We start from the raw sequence: 21,552 nt of genomic DNA, 5'->3' as shown, positions 1-21,552 counted from the left end.
GGCTTGAAAGTGTCATAAACTCGCACAGTTTCACATTTGCAGCCTGTACTTTTTGTTCATAACCCCTCATTCGAACCGTTATCACCTGAAGAAGAAAAGGCGGCCAACACCACTGGTGTAGGTCGCCGCTAGGTCAAAACCGGTCAGACCCGGCCACTACCCCGCTAGTCCGCTACTTCACTACTCCACTACTGCCACGAGCTCTGCACCGAGCTCCTTGGCTTCCTCCGGGGACAGTTCCACCACCAGGCGCCCACCACCATCTGCGGGGACGCGCATTACAATCTTCTTGCCCTCTTTAACTGCCTCCAGCGGACCATCACCGGTACGCGGCTTCATTGCTGCCATGTGAACTCCTTCGTTCTAAGACAATGTCGATGCAGGAGACGACCAGCCACCCCAGCTCGGCTGTGGTAGCCAGGAGATTGACAATCCCGGTTCAAGACCTCGGTCTAAGACCCCGGCTCAAGATCCCGGTTTAGAATCCCTGTCGGCATTTTCGACTACTTCTCTTCATCATAGTCCTTTGTTTCACGCAGCGGCATGGGTGAAGCGCCTCAAACTACGCCCCTTACACCAGCCCACGCACCGGATGCAGTGGCGCAAAATCACCGGAAATAGCCAGAGTCATACGGCAAACATCAAGAGTTTCGGACACCTGATGCGAACGGAACACCGCAACACCGGCAGCTGCCGCATGGGCGGTCGCAGCCAAGGTGCCGGGCACACGCTGCTCGACCGGGCGGTCCAAAGTCTCACCGACGAAGTCCTTATTCGACAGCGCCATGAGCACCGGCCAGCCTGTAGCCACGAGCTCATTGCAGCGCCGCAGAAGCTCGAGGCCGTGGTAGGTGTTCTTGCCAAAGTCGTGGGTGGGATCGATGAGGATGCGGTCCTCCGGCACGCCAGCGTCCACTGCCCTCTGGGCGAGCTTGCCGGTTTCTGAGATGACATCGTCCACGACGTCGTCGTAACGCACGCGAACCGGATTGGTGCGTGGCAGTGCTCCACCGGTGTGCGAGCAGACGTAACCCATCCCGTGGGCGCCAGCGACTTCCAGCAGCTCCGGGTCATGGCCTGCCCAAGTGTCGTTGATGAGGTTGGCGCCAGCTTTGATGGCGGCTTCCCCGACTTCGGCGCGCCAGGTGTCGACGCTAATGTGCAGGTCAGGATAGCGCTCGCGAACCTTCGCGATGGTCGGCACCACGCGCTCAATTTCCTCGGCAACAGTTACTTCCGCACCGATACCGGCCTTGACGCCGCCGATGTCAACAATGCCTGCGCCTGCCGCAACAACTTCGTCCACGCGAGCAAGCGCGGCCTCCTCCGCAGCCGTTGCGCCACGGTCATAGAAGGAATCCGGGGTGCGATTGACGATAGCCATCACCGTCGGCACCGCGGAGTCCTGATAAAAACTCCGCACAGCGTCTTACCTCTCGCTGAAGCGACGGACTCGGCGGAGCTTTTCGGGAACGTCGGGGGTCGGCTCACACTCTTCCATCAGCTTTTCGTGCGCGGCCTCGATGTACTCGACCGCTTCTTCAATGGAGTCGGTGACCAGGAAAAGGTCCATATCAGTCGGAGAAATCAGCTCCATGGCCACCAGTTTCTCGCGCATCCAATCAACCAGCCCCGACCAGAACTCGGTGCCCAGCAGCACGATTGGGTGATTTTCCACCTTCTCGGTCTGCACCATCACCAGTGACTCAAAGAGTTCATCGAGCGTGCCGAAACCACCCGGCAGACAAATAAACGCCTGCGAGTACTTCAGGAACATGGTCTTGCGCACGAAGAAGTAGCGGAAGTTCATGCCCAGGTCGACCCAGTCATTCAAGTGCTGCTCGTGCGGCAGCTCAATGCCCAGCCCAATGGACAGGCCGTCGGCGTCGTAGCAGCCGCGGTTGGCGGCTTCCATGATGCCCGGGCCGCCACCAGTGATGGTCGCGTAACCCGCCTCCGCCAGCGCCTTGCCCAGGTCGAAGCCCCACTGGTAGTAAGGGCTGTCCTCTGGCAGACGTGCCGAACCATATACCGTCACCGCCGGCGGGATTTCCGCCAACGCACCAAAGCCGTCAACGAACTCCGACTGAATGCGCAGCACACGCCAGGTATCGTTGTGCAGCCAGTCCGTGTTCGGATTGTGTGACAACAGCCTGCGGTCGGTCGTAGACGCCTGCGGTTCGCCCGCCTGTCGGATCGCGATTGGGCCGCGGAGTGCACGGCGCTTAGCTGGGGACGGAGTACGTACAGGTTTCATAACCTCACAATGTATGCCAGCAATGACATACGCGCACCCGCTCGGCGAGGGCGGGGTGTGATTCTAGGCTCACTCAGCCACCGGCGCGGTGGTCAAGTACCGCCGCAAATCCTCCCACAGTGCCGTTATGCACTCGACCGGAATCTGCTCATCCTTCTTGTGGCAGTACGCCGGGTCACCCGGGCCAAAGTTCACCGCAGGGATGCCGAGCGCCGAAAAACGCGCCACATCGGTCCACCCAAACTTGGGCTTTACGACGTCGCCTGCGACCGCAACCAGCTCCTTCGCAGCCGCCGCATGCAGTCCAGGCAGCGCCCCAGGGCTCACATCCTCGACATTGACGGTGAGGTCCTCGGCCGCAAACTCGTCGAGTCCCAGCACCTCTCGGAAGTGCGCCATGGCCTCATCGGCGCTGCGGTTGGGCGCGAATCGGAAGTTGACTCGCAGCACCGCCTCGTCGGGAAGCGTATTGGTAGCAACCCCGGCTTCCAGCCAGACGACGTTGAGCCCTTCGCGGTAGGCCAACCCGTCAATGTCCACAGTCTGCGGTTCATAGGCGGCAATGCGTGACAGCACCGGCGCTAACTTGTGCACGGCATTGTCGCCGAGCCACGCCCGAGCCGAGTGCGCACGTGTGCCGTGAGCGGTCAAACGCAGGCGAATAGAGCCCTGGCAACCGGCTTCGATGACATTGCCGCTGGGCTCGCCCAGCAGAGCGACATCGCCAGTCAGAAGCTCCGGATGCGACTCACTCAAGTGCCGCAACCCGTTGAACTCCGCGGCGATCTCTTCGCATTCGTACATGATGAGCGTCAGGTCGCGCTGCAGCTCCTGGCTTGCCGCTAGCGTCGCAAAAGCATGCAGATAGACCGCGTCCCCGCTTTTCATATCCACAGTTCCGCAGCCAAAGAGCGTGTCTCTTCCCTGCGCGTCTACCCCACGCGTCGAAGGCACATTGTCCGCAGTCGGCACCGTATCCAGGTGTCCGGCCAGAATCACACGCTGCGGCAATCCACGATGAGTCCGTGCAATCACGTTGTTATCGATGCGCAGGACCTCAATCGACTCATCTGCCTGCGCGACCTCACGCAATGCCACCTCGACGGCATCCGCAATCGCGGTCTCATTGTGGGACACCGATTCGATGTCCACCAGTGCCGCCGTGAGGTCTACAGGATCTTGGAGCAGATTTAACTTCGATTTCACATCAATTAAGCGTACAAACCATTGTGCGCCAGCGAAACCAGAATTTTGTGATGAATATGCGCCGCACGACCATTGATCGCATCCCCATTGGCAGGCGCGCCACCGCCGAGGAACAGCGCCAGCTCATGCGGTTCGGCGGAGGTCACACCAATTCTCCCCTCCGCCGGACGCTTAAGCCCATCAGCCACCTCAAAGACCAGGGTTTTCGCTCCTTCCGGGAGAGTTTGAGCAATGATTTCCTCCGGAGTTTCGCTTGCCGACGACCCCAGCGCCCGCTCCTCCCCCGCATTATCGGTCACCTCTCCGTTGCCGCTTTCTTCCTCGACAACCCCCGCGCCGGGTCCATAGACCACAGCCACACGGGAGCCATAGACCGCAATCACCGGACGCAGCTCATTCGTGCTGACAATCACTGTAGAACCGGCCAACGGCTTGCAGACGGCCGCGACAATCTTGGCCGTTGCATGTGGCAGCTGCACTGGAGTGGGATCGATGTCTCGTCGATAAGCAGGACGAAGTGTTTCGGCGACATCGCCCAGCTCATCGCGCTCCCACATCGGCAGGGCGTCGATGCGTGCCTGCTGATCGCGGTTCTTGCGCTCCAGCAGAAGACGGGCGATCATGCCACCACCGAGCCCCACTGCGATGGCAACTGCGATAACCAGCACAAGACGGTTCGGCGCGATGAGCGCAACCACTGCGGCGATAGCCACACCGACTGCGCCAATTGGCATTGCTCGCGGCGGCAAAACGAAACCAAAGAAGCTGGCTACGGCGAGAATCCAAGCACTCAGCAGTGCGAATCCCACGTAGAAGACCACCGGCAGGGCCAGGACGAAGCCGAGTCCGAGCACACTAACAGCAATGATGAGGCTCACTAAGAACCACTGCTTCATTTTCTGTGTGCTTTCAAGGCCAGCTAGGGGCATAGTTCATCCTTCCGCGAAGATTCCTTAAAGGGATACTAATATTAAGAATCATGATTACATCTGGTGCTGTCGCTACGGGAATCGCCAACATCGCAATGGACGGTACAGTTCTCGATACTTGGTTTCCTGCACCTCAGTTAAGCGATGAGGTCGTAGAATCGAGCACTCACCGGCTCGGCGCCGCTGATTTGACCCCACAGTTGCTTCGTCAGGTGATTTTGGACGAGGATCGCCGCGTGGAGCAGGTGGCAGTGCGCACGTCCATTGAGGATTTGTCCAAGCCTGCTGTCGACCCGCACGATGCCTACCTGCGCCTGCATTTGCTCTCCCACCGCCTGGTTAAGCCGCACCAGCTAAACACCAAGGGCCTCTACGAGTTGCTCCATGTTGTGGCGTGGACCAACAAGGGGCCATGTCTGCCGGACAACTTCGAGCAACTGCGTACCCACTTGCGCGTCCGTGGCCTGATTCACGTCTACGCCATCGACCGCATGCCGCGCATGGTCGACTATGTGCTGCCCGCCGGTGTCCGCATTGCAGAGGCCGAGCGCGTGCGGTTGGGCGCTTATCTTGCACCGGGTACGTCCGTACTGCGCGAGGGATTTGTCTCGCTGAATTCGGGCACTCTGGGCCCATGCAAGATTGAGGGACGTCTATCCTCCGGTGTCGTCATTGGCGCGCACACAAAGGTGGGGCTGTCGGCCTCCATCATTGCCGCTCATGACGATTCCGGTCAGCGTAAGCCGCTCACGGTTGGCGAGCGCTGCCACATCGATATCGCGGCCGGCACCGTCGGCGTCAGCCTCGGTAATGACTGCATTATTGACCGAAGCATCCTCATTGCCCCCGATACGCCCATCGATGTCCCCGCGGAGAACCGCCGTATTCAGGCATGGGAAATTTCGGGCCGCGACAACATGCACTTCTACCATCACCCGGACCACTCGGCGGTGTGCGTCCGCCGCACGGAACGCCCGGGCAATGACGAAGGTGCCGCTGCTTTCGCTCAGCTTGCCGACGTGCCGGATGAGCTGGCCGGATAACCTACTTTCGGTGCTCGTGAAGGCACATTAGTTGACCCCAAAACGGTGAATGGGGGTAAACCCGTAATACGGTTATTGCCCCTGTTATCAGCGAGGTAATGTTTGCGACATGACCGAATCGCAAATTACCTCCACCTCCGGCGAGACAGCTCAGCTGGGCAAGGGGCTGCAGGTTCGACACCTGACCATGATGGGTCTTGGCTCCGCAATCGGTGCCGGTCTTTTCCTTGGTACGGGCGTCGGCATTAAGGCAGCTGGCCCGGGTGTTCTAGTTTCCTATGTCATCGCTGGCTTCATTGTCGTCCTCGTCATGCAGATGCTCGGCGAGATGGCCGCTGCCCGCCCGACACCGGGTAGCTTCTCCACCTATGCCGAGATGGCCTTTGGTTCCTCGGCTGGCTTTGTCCTCGGCTGGCTCTACTGGTTCATGCTCATCATGGTGCTCGGCGCTGAAATTACCGGTGCCGGTGCCATCATGGGTGCGTGGTTCGGTATTCCGGGCTGGATTCCAGGCCTGATCTGTGTTGTCTTCTTCGCTGTAGTGAATTTGGCGAATGTGCGCGGTTTCGGCGAGTTCGAGTTCTGGTTCGCGTTCATCAAGGTCGCGGTGATTATCGCGTTCCTGGTCATTGGCGTTCTTCTTTTCTTCGGTCTGCTGCCAGGCACCAGCTTCGTCGGTACGACGCATATTGCCGAGTCCGGATTCCTCCCGAATGGCGTGTCCGGCATTGCCGCTGGTCTGTTGGCCGTGGCCTTCGCCTTCGGCGGTATCGAGATTGTCACAATTGCCGCTGCTGAGGCTGAAGATCCGCAGCGCTCCATCGCTGCTGCTGTCCGCTCGGTAATCTTCCGCATCTCTGTGTTCTACCTGGGCTGCGTGACCGTCATCATCCTGCTGTTGCCGTACTCCCAGATTGACGGCGCTGACTCCGCAGCTGAGTCGCCGTTCACCCAGGTTCTGAAGCAGGCGAACATTCCGGGTGCCGTTGGCTTCATGGAGGCCATTATCGTTCTGGCGCTGCTGTCCGCGTTCAACGCTCAGATTTACGCAACCTCTCGCCTGGTCTACTCGATGTCCACCCGCGGTGAGGCACCGCGCTTCTTCGCCCACACCAATGAGGGCGCAGTTCCGAACCGTGCGGTCATCATGTCGATGGTCTTCGCCTTCGTCTCCGTTGGCCTGCAGGTTGTCTTCGACGGCTCGAGTGTCCTGGTCTTCCTGCTGAACGCTGTCGGCGGCTGCTTGCTGGTGATCTGGCTGGTCATCGCCCTGTCCGAGATTAAGCTGCGCCCGCAGATGGAGGCCAACAACGAGCTTTCCGTTCGCATGTGGGCCTACCCGGCACTGTCCTGGGTAGCGGTCATCCTGATCCTGGGCCTCGCTGTTGGCATGCTCACCGATCCTGGTGCTCGCCAGCAGGTTATCGCCGTTGTGTGTGTCACTGCGTTCCTTGCCGTGCTCGCTGCACTGACTAAGAAGAGCCGCACCGCGGCCCGCGAGGCTCTCGAGTCCAGCGAAAGCAACTAGCCCATGACAATTAATTGCAGGGTCTAACCACCCTGCTACCCCTATCCGAACACTTCCTTGCTACACATTTGCGGAGCACTTTTCATAGATAGGGATATGCCGGTAGCCTGTTTTCCATGAAATTTGGAGCACAAGCTACCGGCATTGCCACTTTTAACAACGATACTGTTCTCGACGTCTGGTTCCCCGCCCCCAAGCTCATCGAAGAGGGCGTGGCAACCTCCACCACGACCGGAACCATCGACGCCGACGCACTGCCCGAAGATTTCACCTACCTCGCAGATCTGGCCGTAGCCGATGCGGACCGCGGCACCACCCGCCGTCTGGTCACAGCTACCATCGCTTCACTCGATGACGCACCAGTCGACACCATCGATGCCTACCTGCGTCTCCATCTGCTGTCCCACCGCCTGGCCGCCCCCAACAGCATCAACCTGGACGGCATCTTCGGCAAGCTCAACAATGTGGTGTGGACGAATTTTGGCCCCTGTGCTGTCGAAGGCTTCGAGGTAACCCGAGCCAAGCTGTCGCGCCGCGGGCCTGTCACCGTCTACTCCATCGATAAATTCCCCCGCATGGTCGACTACGTCACTCCCACCGGAGTCCGCATCGGTGACGCTGACCGCGTGCGCCTTGGAGCCCATCTCGCAGAGGGCACCACAGTCATGCACGAGGGCTTCGTCAACTTCAACGCAGGCACGCTTGGACACTCCATGGTGGAAGGCCGTATCTCTCAGGGGGTCGTCGTCGACGACGGCTCCGATATCGGCGGTGGTGCGTCCATCATGGGCACACTATCCGGTGGAGGTAAGGAAGTTGTGTCCGTCGGCAAGCGATGCCTACTCGGTGCGAACGCTGGACTCGGAATCTCGCTCGGCGATGACTGCGTACTCGAAGCCGGGCTCTACATCACTGCCGGCACCAAGTGCCTCGTTGCCCTAGACGGTGTGAAGAAGACGCTCAAGGCCCGCGAGCTCTCGGGCGGATCGAATATGCTCTTCCGCCGCAACTCGCTCTCTGGTGCAGTCGAGGTTGTGCCGTGGGCTGCCGAAAAGGTGAAGCTCAGCGCGGAGCTGCACGCTAACTAAGGGGTGGTCGGCACGTCTGCCGGGGCCGCGATATTCCGCGCGCTCCGGTAGGTACGTCGCTCACCAGTGACGGGGTCGACAAAGGCCAGCGCGGTTGCCGTCAATCGCAGCTGCGGCGTGTACTTTGGCGCGCTGCCCGCGCTTGCCGACGGCCCCTGCGCCCCCGCTTTCCGGCCATAGGTGTCCTCACCGAGAATGGGATAGCCTAGCCAGTCCATCGTCGCCCGCAGCTGATGCGTGCGGCCCGTATGGGGCTGTAGCCGCCAGCGCCCCACCTGCATGCGACTCCCGCAATGCCCACAACCACAGCCGACTGCGTGCAGCGGAATGCTGGTGCTGGTCGCACCACCGCCATGGCTGTTCGCCAGCACATCGCCGATGTCCGCGGCTACTCGGCCGAGGAAGGTCACGGTTGTGCGTGCGAGCTTGAACTTGGGATTCTTCGCGGCAGCGCGAGCGAAATCGTCGGTCTCCACGACTTTTACTCCGCGCCCCGCCGGGTTGGGATCGAGCAGAAGCGTGACATCCCTGGTTTCCCCCACATGCCAATCATCGGGCATCACGGTGAGGCATTCGTATTCTTTGGTGATTTCCTGGTTTTGGAAAAGCTGCTGGTAGCGCGCACGGGTAGCCGGATTCCGGGAAAGCAACAGCAGCCCACTGGTCAGAAAATCCAGGCGGTGAACGGCCACTATCTCCGGTTCCTCGAGACTACGTCGCAGTCGCTCCTGCACGGTATTGGCCACGATGCGGCCGTTGGGAGTCGCCGGCAGAAAAGGTGGCTTGTCTACGACCAGAAACTCATCGGTGTCGGCCACAATTGCCGGCTCAAAGGGGATGTACTCCTCGCACTCGTGAGCGGCGGCATCGACTTGCGCAGTCTTACGGTTCTTCTCGAGGCCCCACCACGCATCTCGGTTGCCTGCGGCACGTCCCACGGCACACTCCCTTTTTTATGATTTGGTCTATGCCGATGTCGGCACCGTTTGCAGCATTCGGCCTGCTAGAGCCAGCACATCTGGCCGGGGCTAGCCGCGAATACGCGCCGCCGCCACTTCGATGTCGCTGAGCGTCGCTGTGAGCCCCACCCGTACGTGCTGCGCACCCTTGGGCCCGTAGAAGCTACCCGGTGCGACCAGGATGCCGCGTTCAGCCAGCCAATCAACCGTCTGCCAGCAGTCTTCCCCGCGAGTAGCCCACAGATAGAGCCCGCCCTCGGAGTCATCGATACGAAAACCTGCGGCTACCAGTGCATCATGCAGAATCTCACGGCGGTCACTGTAGCGCTGCTTTTGTTCAGCCTCGTGGGAGTCGTCGTTAAGCGCGGCGATCGTGGCGTGCTGGATGGGTCCCGGCATCATCAGCCCCATGTGACGGCGCACGGAAACCAGCTCGGCAATGAGGTCCGCGTCGCCGGCGAACCAGCCGGTGCGGTACGACGCCATGTTCGACGTCTTGGACAGCGAGTGGATAGCCAGCAGGTTGGTGAAATCACCGTCGCACACTCGCGGGTCGAGAATACTGACTGGCTGTTCAGTCCAGCCGAGCCCCAGGTAGCACTCGTCAGAAGCGACGATGACGTCCCGAGCACGAGCCCACTCAACCACCTTGCGCAGGTGTTCAATACCGAGGACCTTGCCGTTGGGGTTGCCCGGGGAATTGATGAACATCAGCGTCGGCGAGGCGGGACCGATTTGCGTCAGCGAGTCCGCACGCAGCAGCTCAGCGCCTGCGATGCGAACGCCGACCTCGTAGGTGGGATATGCCAGCTCGGGGATGACGACGGTATGCCCCGCGCCTACGCCGAGGAGGAAGGGAAGCCAGCCAATCGCTTCCTTGGTGCCGATGACCGGAAGCACATTGCCGCCGTTGACCGCTGACTCCAGTCCCGTCACGCCGTAGCGCCGCGCCATCGCTGCAACAATCGCAGCGCGTAGCTCAGGCGTGCCGACGGTCTGAGGGTAACCCGGTGCGGCAGCACCTTCGGTAAGGCCCTTCCGGATTATCGGAGCGACTTCATCGACTGGTGTGCCGACCGAGAGATTGACCATGCCCTCTTCATGCGCAGCCGCAGTGGCTTTCGCCTGCGTGAGAGAATCCCACGGAAACTGAGGCAAAAGAGAACCGGGAGTTACGCGCTTACGGGCAGCTGACATGGGCGGTGATGAAATCCTTCCCGGGAAAAGAAATAGGTTTAGTCCTCTGTGGTTTTAGTCTTCTGCCTGCGGCGGCAGAGCTGCCACGAATGGCACATCGAAGTCCTGGGGGCCGAGCTTGGCGGCACCGCCCGGGGAACCCAGCTCATCGAACCAGTCGACATTGGCATCGATGAATTCAACCCACTCATCCGGAACATCGTCCTCGTAGAAGATGGCCTCGACTGGGCAGACCGGTTCACAAGCGCCGCAGTCCACGCACTCATCAGGATGAATGTAGAGCATGCGCTTGCCCTCGTAAATACAGTCAACCGGGCACTCTTCAACACAGGCACGGTCGAGGACGTCAACACATGGCTGGGCAATGATGTAAGTCATGGTTTTAGGTTTAAGAACCTTTCTCACAAGATATGGGATGAGGCTTTCGCTATCTGTCGATTATGCCGTTCCGACGAGAAACAGAGCAAAATAGACAGAGCGGTATATTCAGATTGGAGTCTACACCTAACGTAGGTGTTGTTTTCAACTGGCTCCAGAAAGGGCCACATTGATGCGGGCCTGCCCTGCAGCAATTCCTCACCGTCTCCTGCAGTATCCGCTGCAGTTTTCGCTAGAGTGCCCGCAGATGGCGCAGTGGCCAGGCACCGCCCAGCACACCGCAAACAAGCAGCAGCACTGTTCGCAACCACTGCCCCATTGCCAAGTCCCCACCGAAGGGCAGCACTGCCCACAGCAGAATGCCTGCAAAGCCCAGCACCCAGATGACAGTCGGAATTGCAGCTTTGGAGCGATCGCGTGTCCACAGCAACGCTGTGTTGGTGATAATCAGATTGGCAATATAGGCCAGCGGAATGGTCCACGGCAACGGAATAGCAACCGAGCCGATGGTAATCCACGCTCCGAGGAAAACTACTTCAATCACCAACGCTGCCAACGCAGCCAGCGACAGCCAGACTAGCGCTACTGTGACCTCCCCCTGATGGAAGTTCTCGCGTGGCTGCGAACGTTCCGGGTCACCCCAATAGCGCTCATCCCCGAATGTGCGCTTTTCAATACTCAAGCGCTCGTTCTTCAACTTTCCGCCAGCAGCGTTAATCAAGTCTTCGCTTTCGTGAGGCTGAGGGTTACTCATCGTCCGCACTCCCCTCCGCTTCCAGATCCACGCTCGGTACAGAGTCGACGCTCGCTACCGGCTCTGGCAGTAATTGGATATTCACCAGCTCCCCCAGCTCTTCCAGGGACGCAGCGGTCGCCGTACCAAAACGGTATGCCTCAGTCGGTGTCACCGGCTGACACAGCAAATTGGAAAACGCCCAGACGGCTCGCGCACGACCAGAGCCGTCGGTCTGCCCATAGACAGCATCAGGATTGACCTCGCTAACGGAACCATCGGCGAACCACACTTGTGTCGCATGCGCGCGCATGGCCTCAACCTTGGCAGCCACAGCGGCATCATCCAGCTGAACCTCGAAACGGCCGGTCACGGTAGCGAAGTCGTCGACATCGCATGCCTGCCAGCTCTCCGGCACCACGGTAATGGCATCCAGCCCCGCCACCATTGCCTCACGATCGGTGACCGCCCACAGCGTCGGAAAGCGATTTCCGCACGCCGCGACAGTGATATCGTGTGCGCGAATGTGGTCCGGGTGCCCATAGCCACCATCGGCATCGTAGGTAATGACCAGGTCTGGCTGCAGCTCATCGAGGATGGTGCGAAGCTGGGCTACCGCCTCATCACCTGAGTTCATGAACGCACGGGGATGCTCATTACCCTTGTCCCCTGCCATACCGGAATCACGCCAACGCCCGGCACCACCGAGGAAACGTGGCGCATTGTCTGGGCTATTGGCCCCCAGCGCACGCAGCGCCGAGCGCAACTCGGCGACGCGGAAACCGCCCAACTGGTCAGCTTCATCAGCAACTAGCCCCTGGTACGGCGCGCCGATGACCTCTCCCAGCTCGCCCATCGTGCAGGTCACTACGCTTACCGACGCTCCGGAGCGCGCGGCAGCCGCAATCAAACCACCTGTCCAAATGGACTCGTCATCTGGATGTGCGTGAACAAAAAGTAACTTCACGGGCTTTCTTACTTCCCCTTGTTCTCCTGGCCGGCGTTATCGCGGACTTCTTGGTTCTGACCCGAACCGTCCTGCTCAGTATCTTCGCGCGGATTATCTCCCGGTTGAGAATTCTCCGACGATTCTCGAGTCCCGCTTTGCGTCGCGACTCGGCGAATCTCACCCAGAACACCGAGGCGGCCCAACACTGGGTCATCAGTCCACTGCGAAGAGTCCTTCCGCCCGGTAATTGTAATTTCCGGGCTGACGACCGTCAGCAAGCCGTCTTTCACCAAGGTCAGCTCGATACTGTGGCCAGCAATGATATCGGCGAGTTCAGCGGGCAACGCAGAACTGTCGGGAGCGAGCAGCTCATCAACCTGCGAGTCACAAAGGCCGGAAAGATTCTCGCTCCGAGCAGCCGATTTCGGAGCGACAGGTACTCCATTTAGGTCAGCCGGCTCCGCTGAGGTAGAAGATTTGGACCGTTCAGACGGTGTTGTCCCGTCCAGCGAGCTCTCCTCTTCAGCACTCTTTTCCCGATCTCCACTTGGCGCGGGCTTTGTCGAACTGTCAACGCCCTCAGACTCAGACTCGGATTCTGACTCAGACTCGGTAGCCGACTCTGCGCCTGCTTCATCCAAGTCCTTCGGCGGTAGCGAACTGATCGAGCCTTCCGTACACGCATAGCGTTCCCGGGCCGCCTGGACGGAATTGGGCTGCTCTGCCCATGCCACCACGGCATCGACGGTTCCGTAGGGCAACGAAGACCGCAGCATGTCCGCCGGAGAATACGAAACAACGGTGGCGGGGATACCAGCTGCAGTCAACTGGTCAGCGACCGCAAAAGCCGCAGCGCGTGCCGCTATACCGTCGCTAATGATGCCGATTCGTAGCGGATTGTCCTCAGTAAAACCGGCCTGTGGCGCCTCGGATTTCTCCTGTTCACCACCGTCACCAGAACCACCCGCGATTCGGCGTCCGGTGGCCACCTCTGAGACCTGTGCAACGTTGATGGTGCGCAGAATGGCCCGGCGGACGGACTCGTCGGCAAGCCTGCTCGACGCGAGGTTGGTACTGAAAACCAGTTCCCGGTTGGGCTCATGGAAGAACTCAGCAACACCGGGGACCAGACCGTACGTCAGCTCAGAGGTCTCCGTCGGACGGACCTGCACGGCCTGGATCTGCCTCGACCGCAGTTGCTCCGCACCATCGATGGCACTACGCATGGCACGCAGCGTAATAACCTCCGAGGCTGCTGGCTGCTCACCCCAGTAGCGGTCATTTCGAACCAGTCGAATGATGTTGCGGCCGACATCCATCGACTCGACGGTGTACTGCCCACCGGAGGCCGGGAAACGGCTGGCCAGCCCCTCGGAAAAACCATCAGTGTTCGACCGCATCAAATGCGCTGGCAAGAGATGTGCAAACAGGCGCTGCCAATGCGTAATCGGCTGAGTGAACGTCACATCAATCTGACGGCCACCGTCGGAGACATCAATGGATTTAATCAGCTCATAAGTCGCCGTATCCAGCGATCCTGGCGTGGACGTGACTTGGGAAAACAGGTAGCGGAAGTCCTCGCCACTGATTGGCGTACCATCGCTCCACTGCGCCCCTTTTCGAATGCGGTAGCGGACATGCTCTGCCGCTACCGTCGGATCCGTGATGTCAACATCGGCCGCTTTCCCGTTTCCAGCTCCGTTTCTGGCGTCACCGTCTTTGCTGTCATCACTCTCGATGACCTGCACGGAATCCAGCAAGTCGGAGTTGAGCAGCCACTGGGGAGCTCCTGCCGAGCGAGCATTGGCAGCGTTATCCACCACTCCGGGAGCTTGCGCGGAGGCACTAGCGTCACCAGCCTCGCCCTCTACCGGCGCAGGGGTGAAAACACTAGGCAGTGTCAGTCGCGCTACCAGGCTGGTCACCGGGGAGACGTCGGCAAGCAAATGCGGATTGAAGCCTTCGACAAACTCGTCGACACCGACCGTGACTTCACGCATCTTTTTGGCCTGGTCAGCGGTGTCTTCCTGTTGCACCGGCGCTTCCTGCTGCCCGGGCACAGTCGGAGCGTCCGACGGGCGAGCCATGCACGAAGACGCCAAAGCCGCCGTCACGCAGAGTGTCGATGCTACGAAAAATCGACGAGAAGCTGCGTGACGACGGCTGCGAATAAACATATTCACGAGATTACTCGACACCTGGTCGAGTCAGTTACCCCGAGACTGGTTTTTCAGGTGGTCCAGTCCCCTAGCAACCCGAATTACTTCTTATTCATGGCCTTCGCGCGGGAACGAGCGCGAGCGCGATCGGTAGCGCTGAGGATCTGCTTGCGTACGCGGATACCCTCCGGGGTGACCTCAACACATTCGTCAGCGCCACAGAACTCCATAGCCTCATCGAGGGAAAGCTTGTGCGCCTTCTCCAGAGTCACGGTCGCATCAGCCGAGGCTGCGCGCATATTGGTCAGCTTCTTTTCCTTGGTGATGTTGATGTCCATGTCCTCATCACGCGGATTCTGGCCAACGACCATGCCCTCGTAAGCCTGGTCACCCGGCTCGACGAAGAAGGTGCCGCGGTCAGAAAGCTGGATTAGCGCGTAAGCGGTGATCTGACCAGTACGGTCAGCGACCAACGATCCCGTCGGACGGTCCTTAATCTCGCCTGCCCACTCGCCGTAGCCGGCCGAGTAGTGATTGGCGATACCGGTGCCCTTGGTCTCCGTCATGAAAGTGGTGCGGAAACCAATCAGACCGCGGGACGGAATGAGGAACTCCATGCGCACCCAACCGGTGCCCTGGTTACCCATCTGCTCCATGCGCCCCTTACGAGCCGCCATCAGCTGAGTGACAGCGCCCAGGTGCTCTTCAGGGACGTCGATGGTCAGGTGCTCGTACGGCTCCTGAACCTTGCCGTCGACGGTCTTGGTAACAACCTGCGGCTTACCGACGGTCAGCTCAAAGCCCTCACGGCGCATAGTTTCAACCAGAACGGACAGCGCCATTTCACCACGGCCCTGCACCTCCCAGGCATCCGGGCGCTCAGTCGGCAGCACGCGCAGCGAGACGTTACCAATCAGCTCCTGGTCCAGGCGGGCCTTGACCATACGAGCGGTCAGCTTATCGCCACCACCCTGGCCTGCCAGTGGCGAGGTGTTCACACCGATGGTCATGGAAATAGCCGGCTCATCGACCAGGATGCGCGGCAGCGGGTCCGGATGCTCGGCATCACAGAGAGAGTCACCGATCATGACCTCGTCGATACCGGAGATAGCGGCGATGTCACCTGCAATGGCCTCTTCAGCAGGAACGCGGGTCACGCCGACGGTACGCAGCAGCTCCGCGACCTTCGCATTCTTGACATGCTCATTGCCCTCGGAGTCGTAGTGAATCCACGAAATCTGCTGTCCCTTGCGGATACGGCCCTTGTGGATACGAATCAGACCAATTCGACCAAGGAAGGAGCTGGAGTCCAGGTTGGTCACCTGCGCCTGCAGCGGGGCATCGATCTCAGCGGACGGCTCCGGGAGCACCTCGGTGATGACGTCGAACAGCGGCTGCAGGTTCTCGGACTCCGGCAGGTTGCCGTTACCCGGGTTCTCGGTCGAAGCCTTACCGGCACGACCGGAGGCATAGAGAACCGGCAGCTCAAGGTTGCGCTCAGCGACCTCTGCAGCTTGCGGGTCTTCCAGGGTGGAGGCTAGCTCTAGCAGAAGATCCTGTGCTTCCTCGACAACCTCGTCGATACGTGCATCTGGACGGTCAGTCTTATTGACCACAATAATCACCGGCATGCAGGCAGCAAGCGCCTTGCCCAGGACGAAGCGGGTCTGCGGCAGCGGACCTTCAGAGGAGTCGATCAACAGCACGACGCCGTCAACCATGGACAGTGCGCGCTCCACCTCGCCACCAAAGTCGGCGTGACCAGGGGTGTCAATGACGTTGATGATGAGGTCTTCGCCGTTCTTGCCCTCACCTTTTCGGCGAATAGCGGTGTTCTTCGCCAAGATGGTGATGCCCTTTTCCTTTTCAAGGTCACCAGAGTCCATCACTCGGTCTGCAACTTCTTCGTGGTCGCTGAAAACGCCGGACTGCTCCAGCATGGCGTTCACGAGAGTGGTCTTGCCATGGTCGACGTGTGCGACAATGGCGACATTACGGAACTCGGTATCGCTCACAGGCGGATAGCTCCTAACAAGCTAAGAGGACTAAAAGAAAAAAGATACGGCCTTGCTCTAAAGAACTGTCTTTACGACTGCCTTTAACGCCCCGCATCAACGCGTAATAAAGCGTTCTACAGTGTACTCCTTCTTAATGGCCCTGCACATCTGGCAGAGATTCTCACAACCCCGAGCACCTATCCGTCATGCAAAGTGGCACTGCCACGCCACCCTTAGGGATAAATTACCCCCTTACTGCACCCCCGCTTTACCGACAGCCATAACGGCATATCCGCCAACGCCACAACGCTTCACGACGGCAATCTCTCAGCCCGCCATGTGACACATGTGACCAAATGCCATAGTTGTAACCCCACGGGATAAGACTTGACTTCACCCGCTTACGCGCTGCGAAACACCATTAACCCCACACGCATACATGAAGTCCCAATTTTCACAATCATCTCGTTCTACACCAAAAATCACTCTAATTAACTTGCGACACGCGGGAATCCGTGCGTTAATCCCCTGAGAAGATTCTGAACATTTCTTTTTCAAATCTTTCCAATTCACGTTGGAGTCGTTCTAAGATGAGCAACGATTCCGAAAATTTGATTCCGACTCCAATAGCCCACGAATGAGAGGTTCTTCACCGTGGTTTCGACTGGACGCTCCTTCCTGCGCCGTGCCGCAGCGACCTTGGGTGCAGCTGCAATTCTCACTGCGGGCATGACTCCCGCCGCTTCTGCTTCCCCGTCGCTGGACTCCCTGAACATCGCTTCGCCGAATCTCTACGGCAACGCGCGCGACATCATTAACTCCCCAGGCGTTCCTGAGGAAATTTCCAGCGCACTGAACAAGGGAATTGACTTCCTGACTGGTGAGGGCGAGGGCGAGCCGGGCTTCAAGGTTCCGGAAGGTGCCCCGAAGACCAACCAGTTCCTGCTGCCTACTGTTGCCGACAAGTGCATCGGCGGCGAAGGTCGTTCCTTCGGCCTGGCCACTACCGTTCCGGGCCCGGCAGACCTGCCTCTGCCAGGTGTTCCAGAAAACCAGCTTGGCTTCATTTTCACTGGCCTGGGCACCAAGCAGCTGGCTAAGCAGCAGGACACAGAGATGAATGTCTACTGGGTCAACGTTGCTAACGGCAAGTACGGCAAGACCACCCTGGAGAACAACGGCATCAACGCCGAGAAGGGCCCGGGCGCTGTCAACGGCACCGCTGACACGGGCAAGGGCGTCGTCATCGCTGTCATGCAGGGCGGTATCACCACTCAGGAAGAGCCTGGTCCGACCAACTGCAACTACACCCCGACCGCCGGCGTCTTCCCGGTCGGACTGAACTAAGTTTTTCTAGTTCTCCCCCTAGCCCTTTTTGCATCACGTATGCAGAAAGGGCTTTTCTATGCCCAAAAAGGCAACCCCTACACGTTAAGGTATTCGCATGTCCACTTCACCGGCCACTTCGGCTTCGACCGCGGCAGCTCCTGCACTCTCCCCAATTCGCTCGAGTCAGGACACACATCCTCCGAAAGTCGAGACCTTTGACCTACGTGAAATGGTCAACACCGACCCCAAGGGCTTTCAGCGCAATGTCGACGAGTTCCGAACTCTCACACCCAGCCGCCTTTATATGCGCCGTGGGATGGATCATCCAAAGTTTGGATATCTAGAGTCATTCCTGCTTGCCGACGAGGGGTTGCGCATCAGCATTTATCACTTCCGCCCGGGCGTGAAGGTGGAACACCAACGCTACGTCGATATTGTCAGCATCGACCGGACTGATCCGCAGTGCTGGCGTATGACCGATTTGTACCTCGACATCCTGCAGGCACCGACCGATCCTGAGGCCATAGCTCCCCTACCTGTCGATGCGACCACACAGATTCGCGTTGAAGATGTCGACGAGCTCGTCGCGGCCCACACCCAAGGGCTGATTAGCGATGAACTCACCGAATTCGCTATCGAGACCACGCTGACTGCACGCGCCGCAATCGCTGCACACGGTGACAACATTGATACGTGGATGCAGACTTTGAACCTCGATGCGACGTGGGCTGATGCTGTTGAGCTTTCGCCCGCAGCCTAAAATGACCACCTCAACAAGGAGTACCGCCCGTGTTCGATAACTTAACCGGCCCCATTCCTCCCGCCGGCCCTGATAGCAATGCGATCATCAAAGCCGTCCGAGCAGCATTTACCTCCTACTTTGAAGAGTCCAACCCCGGCGAAGCCCAGCTGACCTTCCTTGGCTCTGCGCCACTGAAGATGCTGCGCTTCGGACCTGACACAGACCGGATTGCCACCTATGCAACACTGGGTTGCAGTGCCGAGGCGATGCAAGATCCGTCCGCAATGGTGGTGGACACCAACTCTGGCCCGCGTGCCGAACTCATCTTGCCTATTCGTGGTGGACTGGACGAAGTCATCCGCCCGCTGGGTATTCTTGCCGCTTCCCCAAGCATCGAAGGCCTCGTCCTGACCGAGGGGGCACTTATTGACTTCGGCCAGCCACTGTGGGATCAGTCGCGCTTCACCGGTTTTGTGCTGCTCAAGGCAGAAATCCCGCCGGTCGCGGTGGAGGAAACCGAAGTCACAATCTTCCAGCCGGTCCCGGCCACGACCAACGAATTTGCCCTTGCTCGGGCTAAGGGCGTTGACGAACTGCGTCGCGTGTGGGAAACCCAAGGTGTCGACTTCACCGACCCGCACCGCACCAGCGCTGTATAGAAGTTAGCTTTTGTAGTGGTTGCCGGTTATCTGCTCGTCGGCAAGCGATAAGTGCAACCTAGCAGTGACGTTTCGCGCCGCGACAGCGTGGTTTAGAGTGTGGAGTTATGGCAGTCAATTCGGCTAAAGACGTTCCTTTCCATGCAGCGCAGTCCTTTCGGTGGTGGCGGCTGGCGGTATATGTTTACGTCCCAGCGCTAATCCTCACCGTGGTCAGTTCCCTATTGAAATGGGACGCGACTGTTACGGAAGCGGCAAAGGCCAACAACATCGAGATTTCTGCTGCTCAGACCAGCTTGGCCGTGAGCTTCGCGTTCGCGATTATCGCGCAGACGGCAACGGCGATTGCGTGCTGGTGGCTTGCCGGCAAACTCCTTGAAGGATCGACTGCAGCGCGCACGGTGCTGTCCGTGGCGGCGGCAGTTTTTGTCATTAATGCATCAATGACTCTGGTCGGAACGATTTCCCAGATACGCTCCGGAGACTCGTCGGTGCTCGGTTTGATTACAGCTGGCCTGCTGATCGTTGCCTCTATCATCGCCGCAACTGCAACCGCCCAGTCCTACCGCGGCGAGCGAAACCAGAAGTTCTTTGTGACGACGTAGGCAGCTCTTAGAGATTTGGGGCGGGGCGGGGATGCCTTCCAGGGCCTCCACCGTCCGCTTTAGGTCGGCGTACATTTTAGGTATGCCCACTAATACTGAGAGCGCCAGAAAGATTCTGAATGGTCTCGCGTCCACCCAATCCCAGCGCGAGGAACTGTACAAATATTTCCACCGGCACCCTGAGCTTTCCATGCAGGAGCACAGCACTGCAGACCGGATTATTCAGGAGCTCGAATCTTCAGGTATTTCCACAAATCGCGTCGGAGACACCGGCATCGTTGCCATTATTGAGAACGGTGCCGGGCCGATTGTAGCTATGCGCGCAGACATTGATGCGCTACCGGTGAAGGAGACTTCCGGCAAAGACTACGCCTCCACGGCAACGCAGATTGATGAAAAGACCGGCACAGAGGTCCCCGTCGCCCACGCTTGTGGGCACGACTTCCACCTGATGTCTTTGCTCACAGCGCTGCAGGCTTTCAACGAAAACCTTGATCAGTGGTCTGGCACATTCATCGGTATTTTCCAACCCGCTGAAGAAACCGCCGAAGGTGCACGCGCAATGCTGGCGGCAGATTTGGAGAAGGCTATTCCGCGTCCCGACGTTTATCTCGGTCAACACGTACTAGCTAGCTTGCCCGGCGGTTATGTGGGAACTCGCCGCGGGCCAGTTCTCTCCTCTGCATTCTCGGTCAAAGTCACTGTGCACGGTAATGGCTCCCATGGATCCATGCCGGAGCTCAGTGTCGATCCCGTTGTCTTGGCATCCACCATTGTGATGCGCCTTCAGACCATTGTCTCGCGTGAGGTAGCGGCCACCGAGACCGCAGTGGTGACCGTTGGTGCGATTCAAGCGGGAACTAAGTCCAACATCATTCCTGACTCCGCAGAGCTGCTCATCAACACTCGTGCCTACAACAGCGCCGTGACCGAACACCTCAAAGAGGCAATCGAGCGCATTGTACGAGCAGAGTGCGTTGCTGCCCGCAGCCCTCAAGACCCGCAGTTCACTTACTACGACCGCTATCCCCTCACGAATAATGACGGGGATGCCACGAATACTGTGCGTGAGGCATTCGACGCGTACTTCGGTGAAGAAGTCTCCGACTTGGACGCCGTGCCCGCCTCTGAAGATTTCTCAATCATCCCCGATGCGCTTGGCGTGCCATATACGTACTGGGGGCTCGGCGGTTTCGCGGATGAGAGCAGCGCTGTTGGCAACCACAACCCGGCTTTTGCCCCTGATCTCCAACCCACTCTTGACCGGGGAGCAGAGGCAATCGTTGTAGCTGCCTGTGCTTGGTTGGCGAAATGAGGGTGTGATTAGCGAGGCTGATGCGTGCGGCTGCAGGCGAGCTGGTGGATGGTGTAGTGCCGGACTCGTGCGGGACTCGTGCCGGACTCGTGCCGGACTCGTGCGGGACGGCCGAAAAACCGGGGGGGTTAAGAGAAAAGTAGACCCCGGTGCACGCCGATTGGACACGCTTCTTGCTACTTAACGCAAAATTTACGGGCTGCAAATGTGAAACTGTGTGAGTTTATGACACTTTGAAGCCGGTAGGTTCAGGCGGTGAATGCATCACCACTTTCGACCAGGAGAAGTAGTGAAGCAAACCCGCCGAACGAAATACAGTGCCATCAAACCGATTGCGCTTCAACACATTGCCAACGGGGCATCAGCAAGCGCAGTTGGACGTGAGTTAGGGATACCCTCACCAACTGTCAGGCGGTGGGCGCGACAAGCCGGAATTGCGATTCAGCACCAATCGCACTGCCCGAAGTTATCGATGATGG

21 protein-coding genes are annotated in these 21,552 nt (G+C 59.1%); 9 read left to right on the top strand and 12 right to left on the bottom strand.

The window, feature by feature from the left end; genetic code table 11:
- Positions 1-180 precede the first annotated feature (180 nt).
- The 5 genes from CRD18_RS02340 to CRD18_RS02320 all read right to left on the bottom strand — a co-directional run bounded on the left by CRD18_RS02340 (position 181) and on the right by CRD18_RS02320 (position 4,359).
- Complete coding sequence (locus CRD18_RS02340; RefSeq protein WP_005509573.1) at positions 181-348, bottom strand: DUF3117 domain-containing protein; 168 nt, start codon at positions 346-348, stop codon at positions 181-183.
- A gap of 223 nt (positions 349-571) precedes the next feature.
- Entirely contained in the window at positions 572-1,384 is an 813-nt protein-coding gene (gene folP / locus CRD18_RS02335; protein WP_048732864.1) for a dihydropteroate synthase, read from the bottom strand.
- A gap of 45 nt (positions 1,385-1,429) precedes the next feature.
- On the bottom strand, positions 1,430-2,257 hold the full coding sequence (locus CRD18_RS02330; RefSeq protein ID WP_049193669.1) for a TIGR00730 family Rossman fold protein: 828 nt from the start codon (positions 2,255-2,257) through the stop codon (positions 1,430-1,432).
- Between the two features lie 69 nt (positions 2,258-2,326).
- Positions 2,327-3,463 carry a succinyl-diaminopimelate desuccinylase gene (gene dapE, locus CRD18_RS02325; protein ID WP_049193668.1) on the bottom strand — a complete coding sequence of 379 codons (1,137 nt, stop codon included), beginning with the start codon at positions 3,461-3,463 and terminating at the stop codon, positions 2,327-2,329.
- Positions 3,464-3,468: 5 nt separating this feature from the next.
- Positions 3,469-4,359 (bottom strand): hypothetical protein, encoded by an 891-nt coding sequence (locus CRD18_RS02320; RefSeq protein ID WP_241486349.1) that lies wholly within the window; start codon positions 4,357-4,359, stop codon positions 3,469-3,471.
- Positions 4,360-4,442: 83 nt separating this feature from the next.
- Between CRD18_RS02320 and CRD18_RS02315 the strand changes: the two genes are divergently transcribed.
- From CRD18_RS02315 to dapD, 3 genes are all read left to right on the top strand, one after another.
- The gene (locus CRD18_RS02315; protein ID WP_049193666.1) at positions 4,443-5,435 is read left to right on the top strand and encodes a succinyltransferase; all 993 of its coding nucleotides are present in this window, start codon (positions 4,443-4,445) and stop codon (positions 5,433-5,435) included.
- A 124-nt stretch (positions 5,436-5,559) separates the two neighbouring features.
- Positions 5,560-6,963, top strand: coding sequence for an amino acid permease (locus tag CRD18_RS02310; protein ID WP_275043520.1), 1,404 nt, complete (start codon positions 5,560-5,562; stop codon positions 6,961-6,963).
- A 116-nt stretch (positions 6,964-7,079) separates the two neighbouring features.
- Positions 7,080-8,051 carry a 2,3,4,5-tetrahydropyridine-2,6-dicarboxylate N-succinyltransferase gene (dapD, locus tag CRD18_RS02305; RefSeq protein ID WP_049193664.1) on the top strand — a complete coding sequence of 324 codons (972 nt, stop codon included), beginning with the start codon at positions 7,080-7,082 and terminating at the stop codon, positions 8,049-8,051.
- On the opposite strand, the gene CRD18_RS02300 is transcribed toward dapD, so the two are convergent.
- The 7 genes from CRD18_RS02300 to typA all read right to left on the bottom strand — a co-directional run bounded on the left by CRD18_RS02300 (position 8,048) and on the right by typA (position 16,441).
- Positions 8,048-8,989 (bottom strand): pseudouridine synthase, encoded by a 942-nt coding sequence (locus CRD18_RS02300; protein WP_049193663.1) that lies wholly within the window; start codon positions 8,987-8,989, stop codon positions 8,048-8,050. The two genes, dapD and CRD18_RS02300, sit on opposite strands and share 4 nt — an antisense overlap.
- Positions 8,990-9,079: 90 nt before the next feature.
- The gene (dapC, locus tag CRD18_RS02295) at positions 9,080-10,207 is read right to left on the bottom strand and encodes a succinyldiaminopimelate transaminase (RefSeq protein WP_049193662.1); all 1,128 of its coding nucleotides are present in this window, start codon (positions 10,205-10,207) and stop codon (positions 9,080-9,082) included.
- 54 nt (positions 10,208-10,261) lie between these two features.
- Positions 10,262-10,585, bottom strand: coding sequence for a ferredoxin (fdxA, locus tag CRD18_RS02290; protein ID WP_005509435.1), 324 nt, complete (start codon positions 10,583-10,585; stop codon positions 10,262-10,264).
- Positions 10,586-10,817: 232 nt separating this feature from the next.
- Positions 10,818-11,339, bottom strand: a complete 522-nt coding sequence (locus CRD18_RS02285; protein ID WP_016422392.1) for a hypothetical protein — start codon at positions 11,337-11,339, stop codon at positions 10,818-10,820.
- Positions 11,332-12,285: an N-acetyl-1-D-myo-inositol-2-amino-2-deoxy-alpha-D-glucopyranoside deacetylase gene (mshB, locus tag CRD18_RS02280; protein ID WP_049193660.1), complete on the bottom strand. Its 954-nt coding sequence runs from the start codon at positions 12,283-12,285 to the stop codon at positions 11,332-11,334. The genes CRD18_RS02285 and mshB overlap by 8 nt, the downstream gene beginning before the upstream one ends.
- 8 nt (positions 12,286-12,293) lie before the next feature.
- Positions 12,294-14,444 carry an ABC transporter family substrate-binding protein gene (locus tag CRD18_RS02275; RefSeq protein WP_049193658.1) on the bottom strand — a complete coding sequence of 717 codons (2,151 nt, stop codon included), beginning with the start codon at positions 14,442-14,444 and terminating at the stop codon, positions 12,294-12,296.
- 83 nt (positions 14,445-14,527) lie between these two features.
- On the bottom strand, positions 14,528-16,441 hold the full coding sequence (typA, locus tag CRD18_RS02270; RefSeq protein ID WP_048732901.1) for a translational GTPase TypA: 1,914 nt from the start codon (positions 16,439-16,441) through the stop codon (positions 14,528-14,530).
- 636 nt (positions 16,442-17,077) lie between these two features.
- On the opposite strand from typA, the gene CRD18_RS02265 reads away from it, so the two are divergent.
- The 6 genes from CRD18_RS02265 to CRD18_RS11150 form a co-directional block, all read left to right on the top strand.
- On the top strand, positions 17,078-17,770 hold the full coding sequence (locus tag CRD18_RS02265) for a hypothetical protein (RefSeq protein WP_049193655.1): 693 nt from the start codon (positions 17,078-17,080) through the stop codon (positions 17,768-17,770).
- A 97-nt stretch (positions 17,771-17,867) separates the two neighbouring features.
- Positions 17,868-18,512 (top strand): DUF402 domain-containing protein, encoded by a 645-nt coding sequence (locus tag CRD18_RS02260; protein WP_049172719.1) that lies wholly within the window; start codon positions 17,868-17,870, stop codon positions 18,510-18,512.
- 29 nt (positions 18,513-18,541) lie between these two features.
- On the top strand, positions 18,542-19,153 hold the full coding sequence (locus CRD18_RS02255; RefSeq protein ID WP_049193654.1) for a suppressor of fused domain protein: 612 nt from the start codon (positions 18,542-18,544) through the stop codon (positions 19,151-19,153).
- Positions 19,154-19,260: 107 nt separating this feature from the next.
- Positions 19,261-19,758 carry a hypothetical protein gene (locus CRD18_RS02250; RefSeq protein WP_016422385.1) on the top strand — a complete coding sequence of 166 codons (498 nt, stop codon included), beginning with the start codon at positions 19,261-19,263 and terminating at the stop codon, positions 19,756-19,758.
- 82 nt (positions 19,759-19,840) lie between these two features.
- Positions 19,841-21,073 (top strand): amidohydrolase, encoded by a 1,233-nt coding sequence (locus tag CRD18_RS02245; RefSeq protein ID WP_187406483.1) that lies wholly within the window; start codon positions 19,841-19,843, stop codon positions 21,071-21,073.
- Between the two features lie 259 nt (positions 21,074-21,332).
- The coding region (locus tag CRD18_RS11150) for a helix-turn-helix domain-containing protein (RefSeq protein ID WP_222867555.1) at positions 21,333-21,552 on the top strand (220 nt) is incomplete at its 3' end.

Source organism: Corynebacterium sp. LK31 (assembly GCF_014335015.1).
Taxonomy (GTDB): Bacteria; Actinomycetota; Actinomycetes; order Mycobacteriales; family Mycobacteriaceae; genus Corynebacterium; species Corynebacterium jeikeium_D.
The sequence above is the reverse complement of the archived record's forward strand: the minus strand, read 5'-3'. Positions and strand labels throughout refer to the sequence as shown.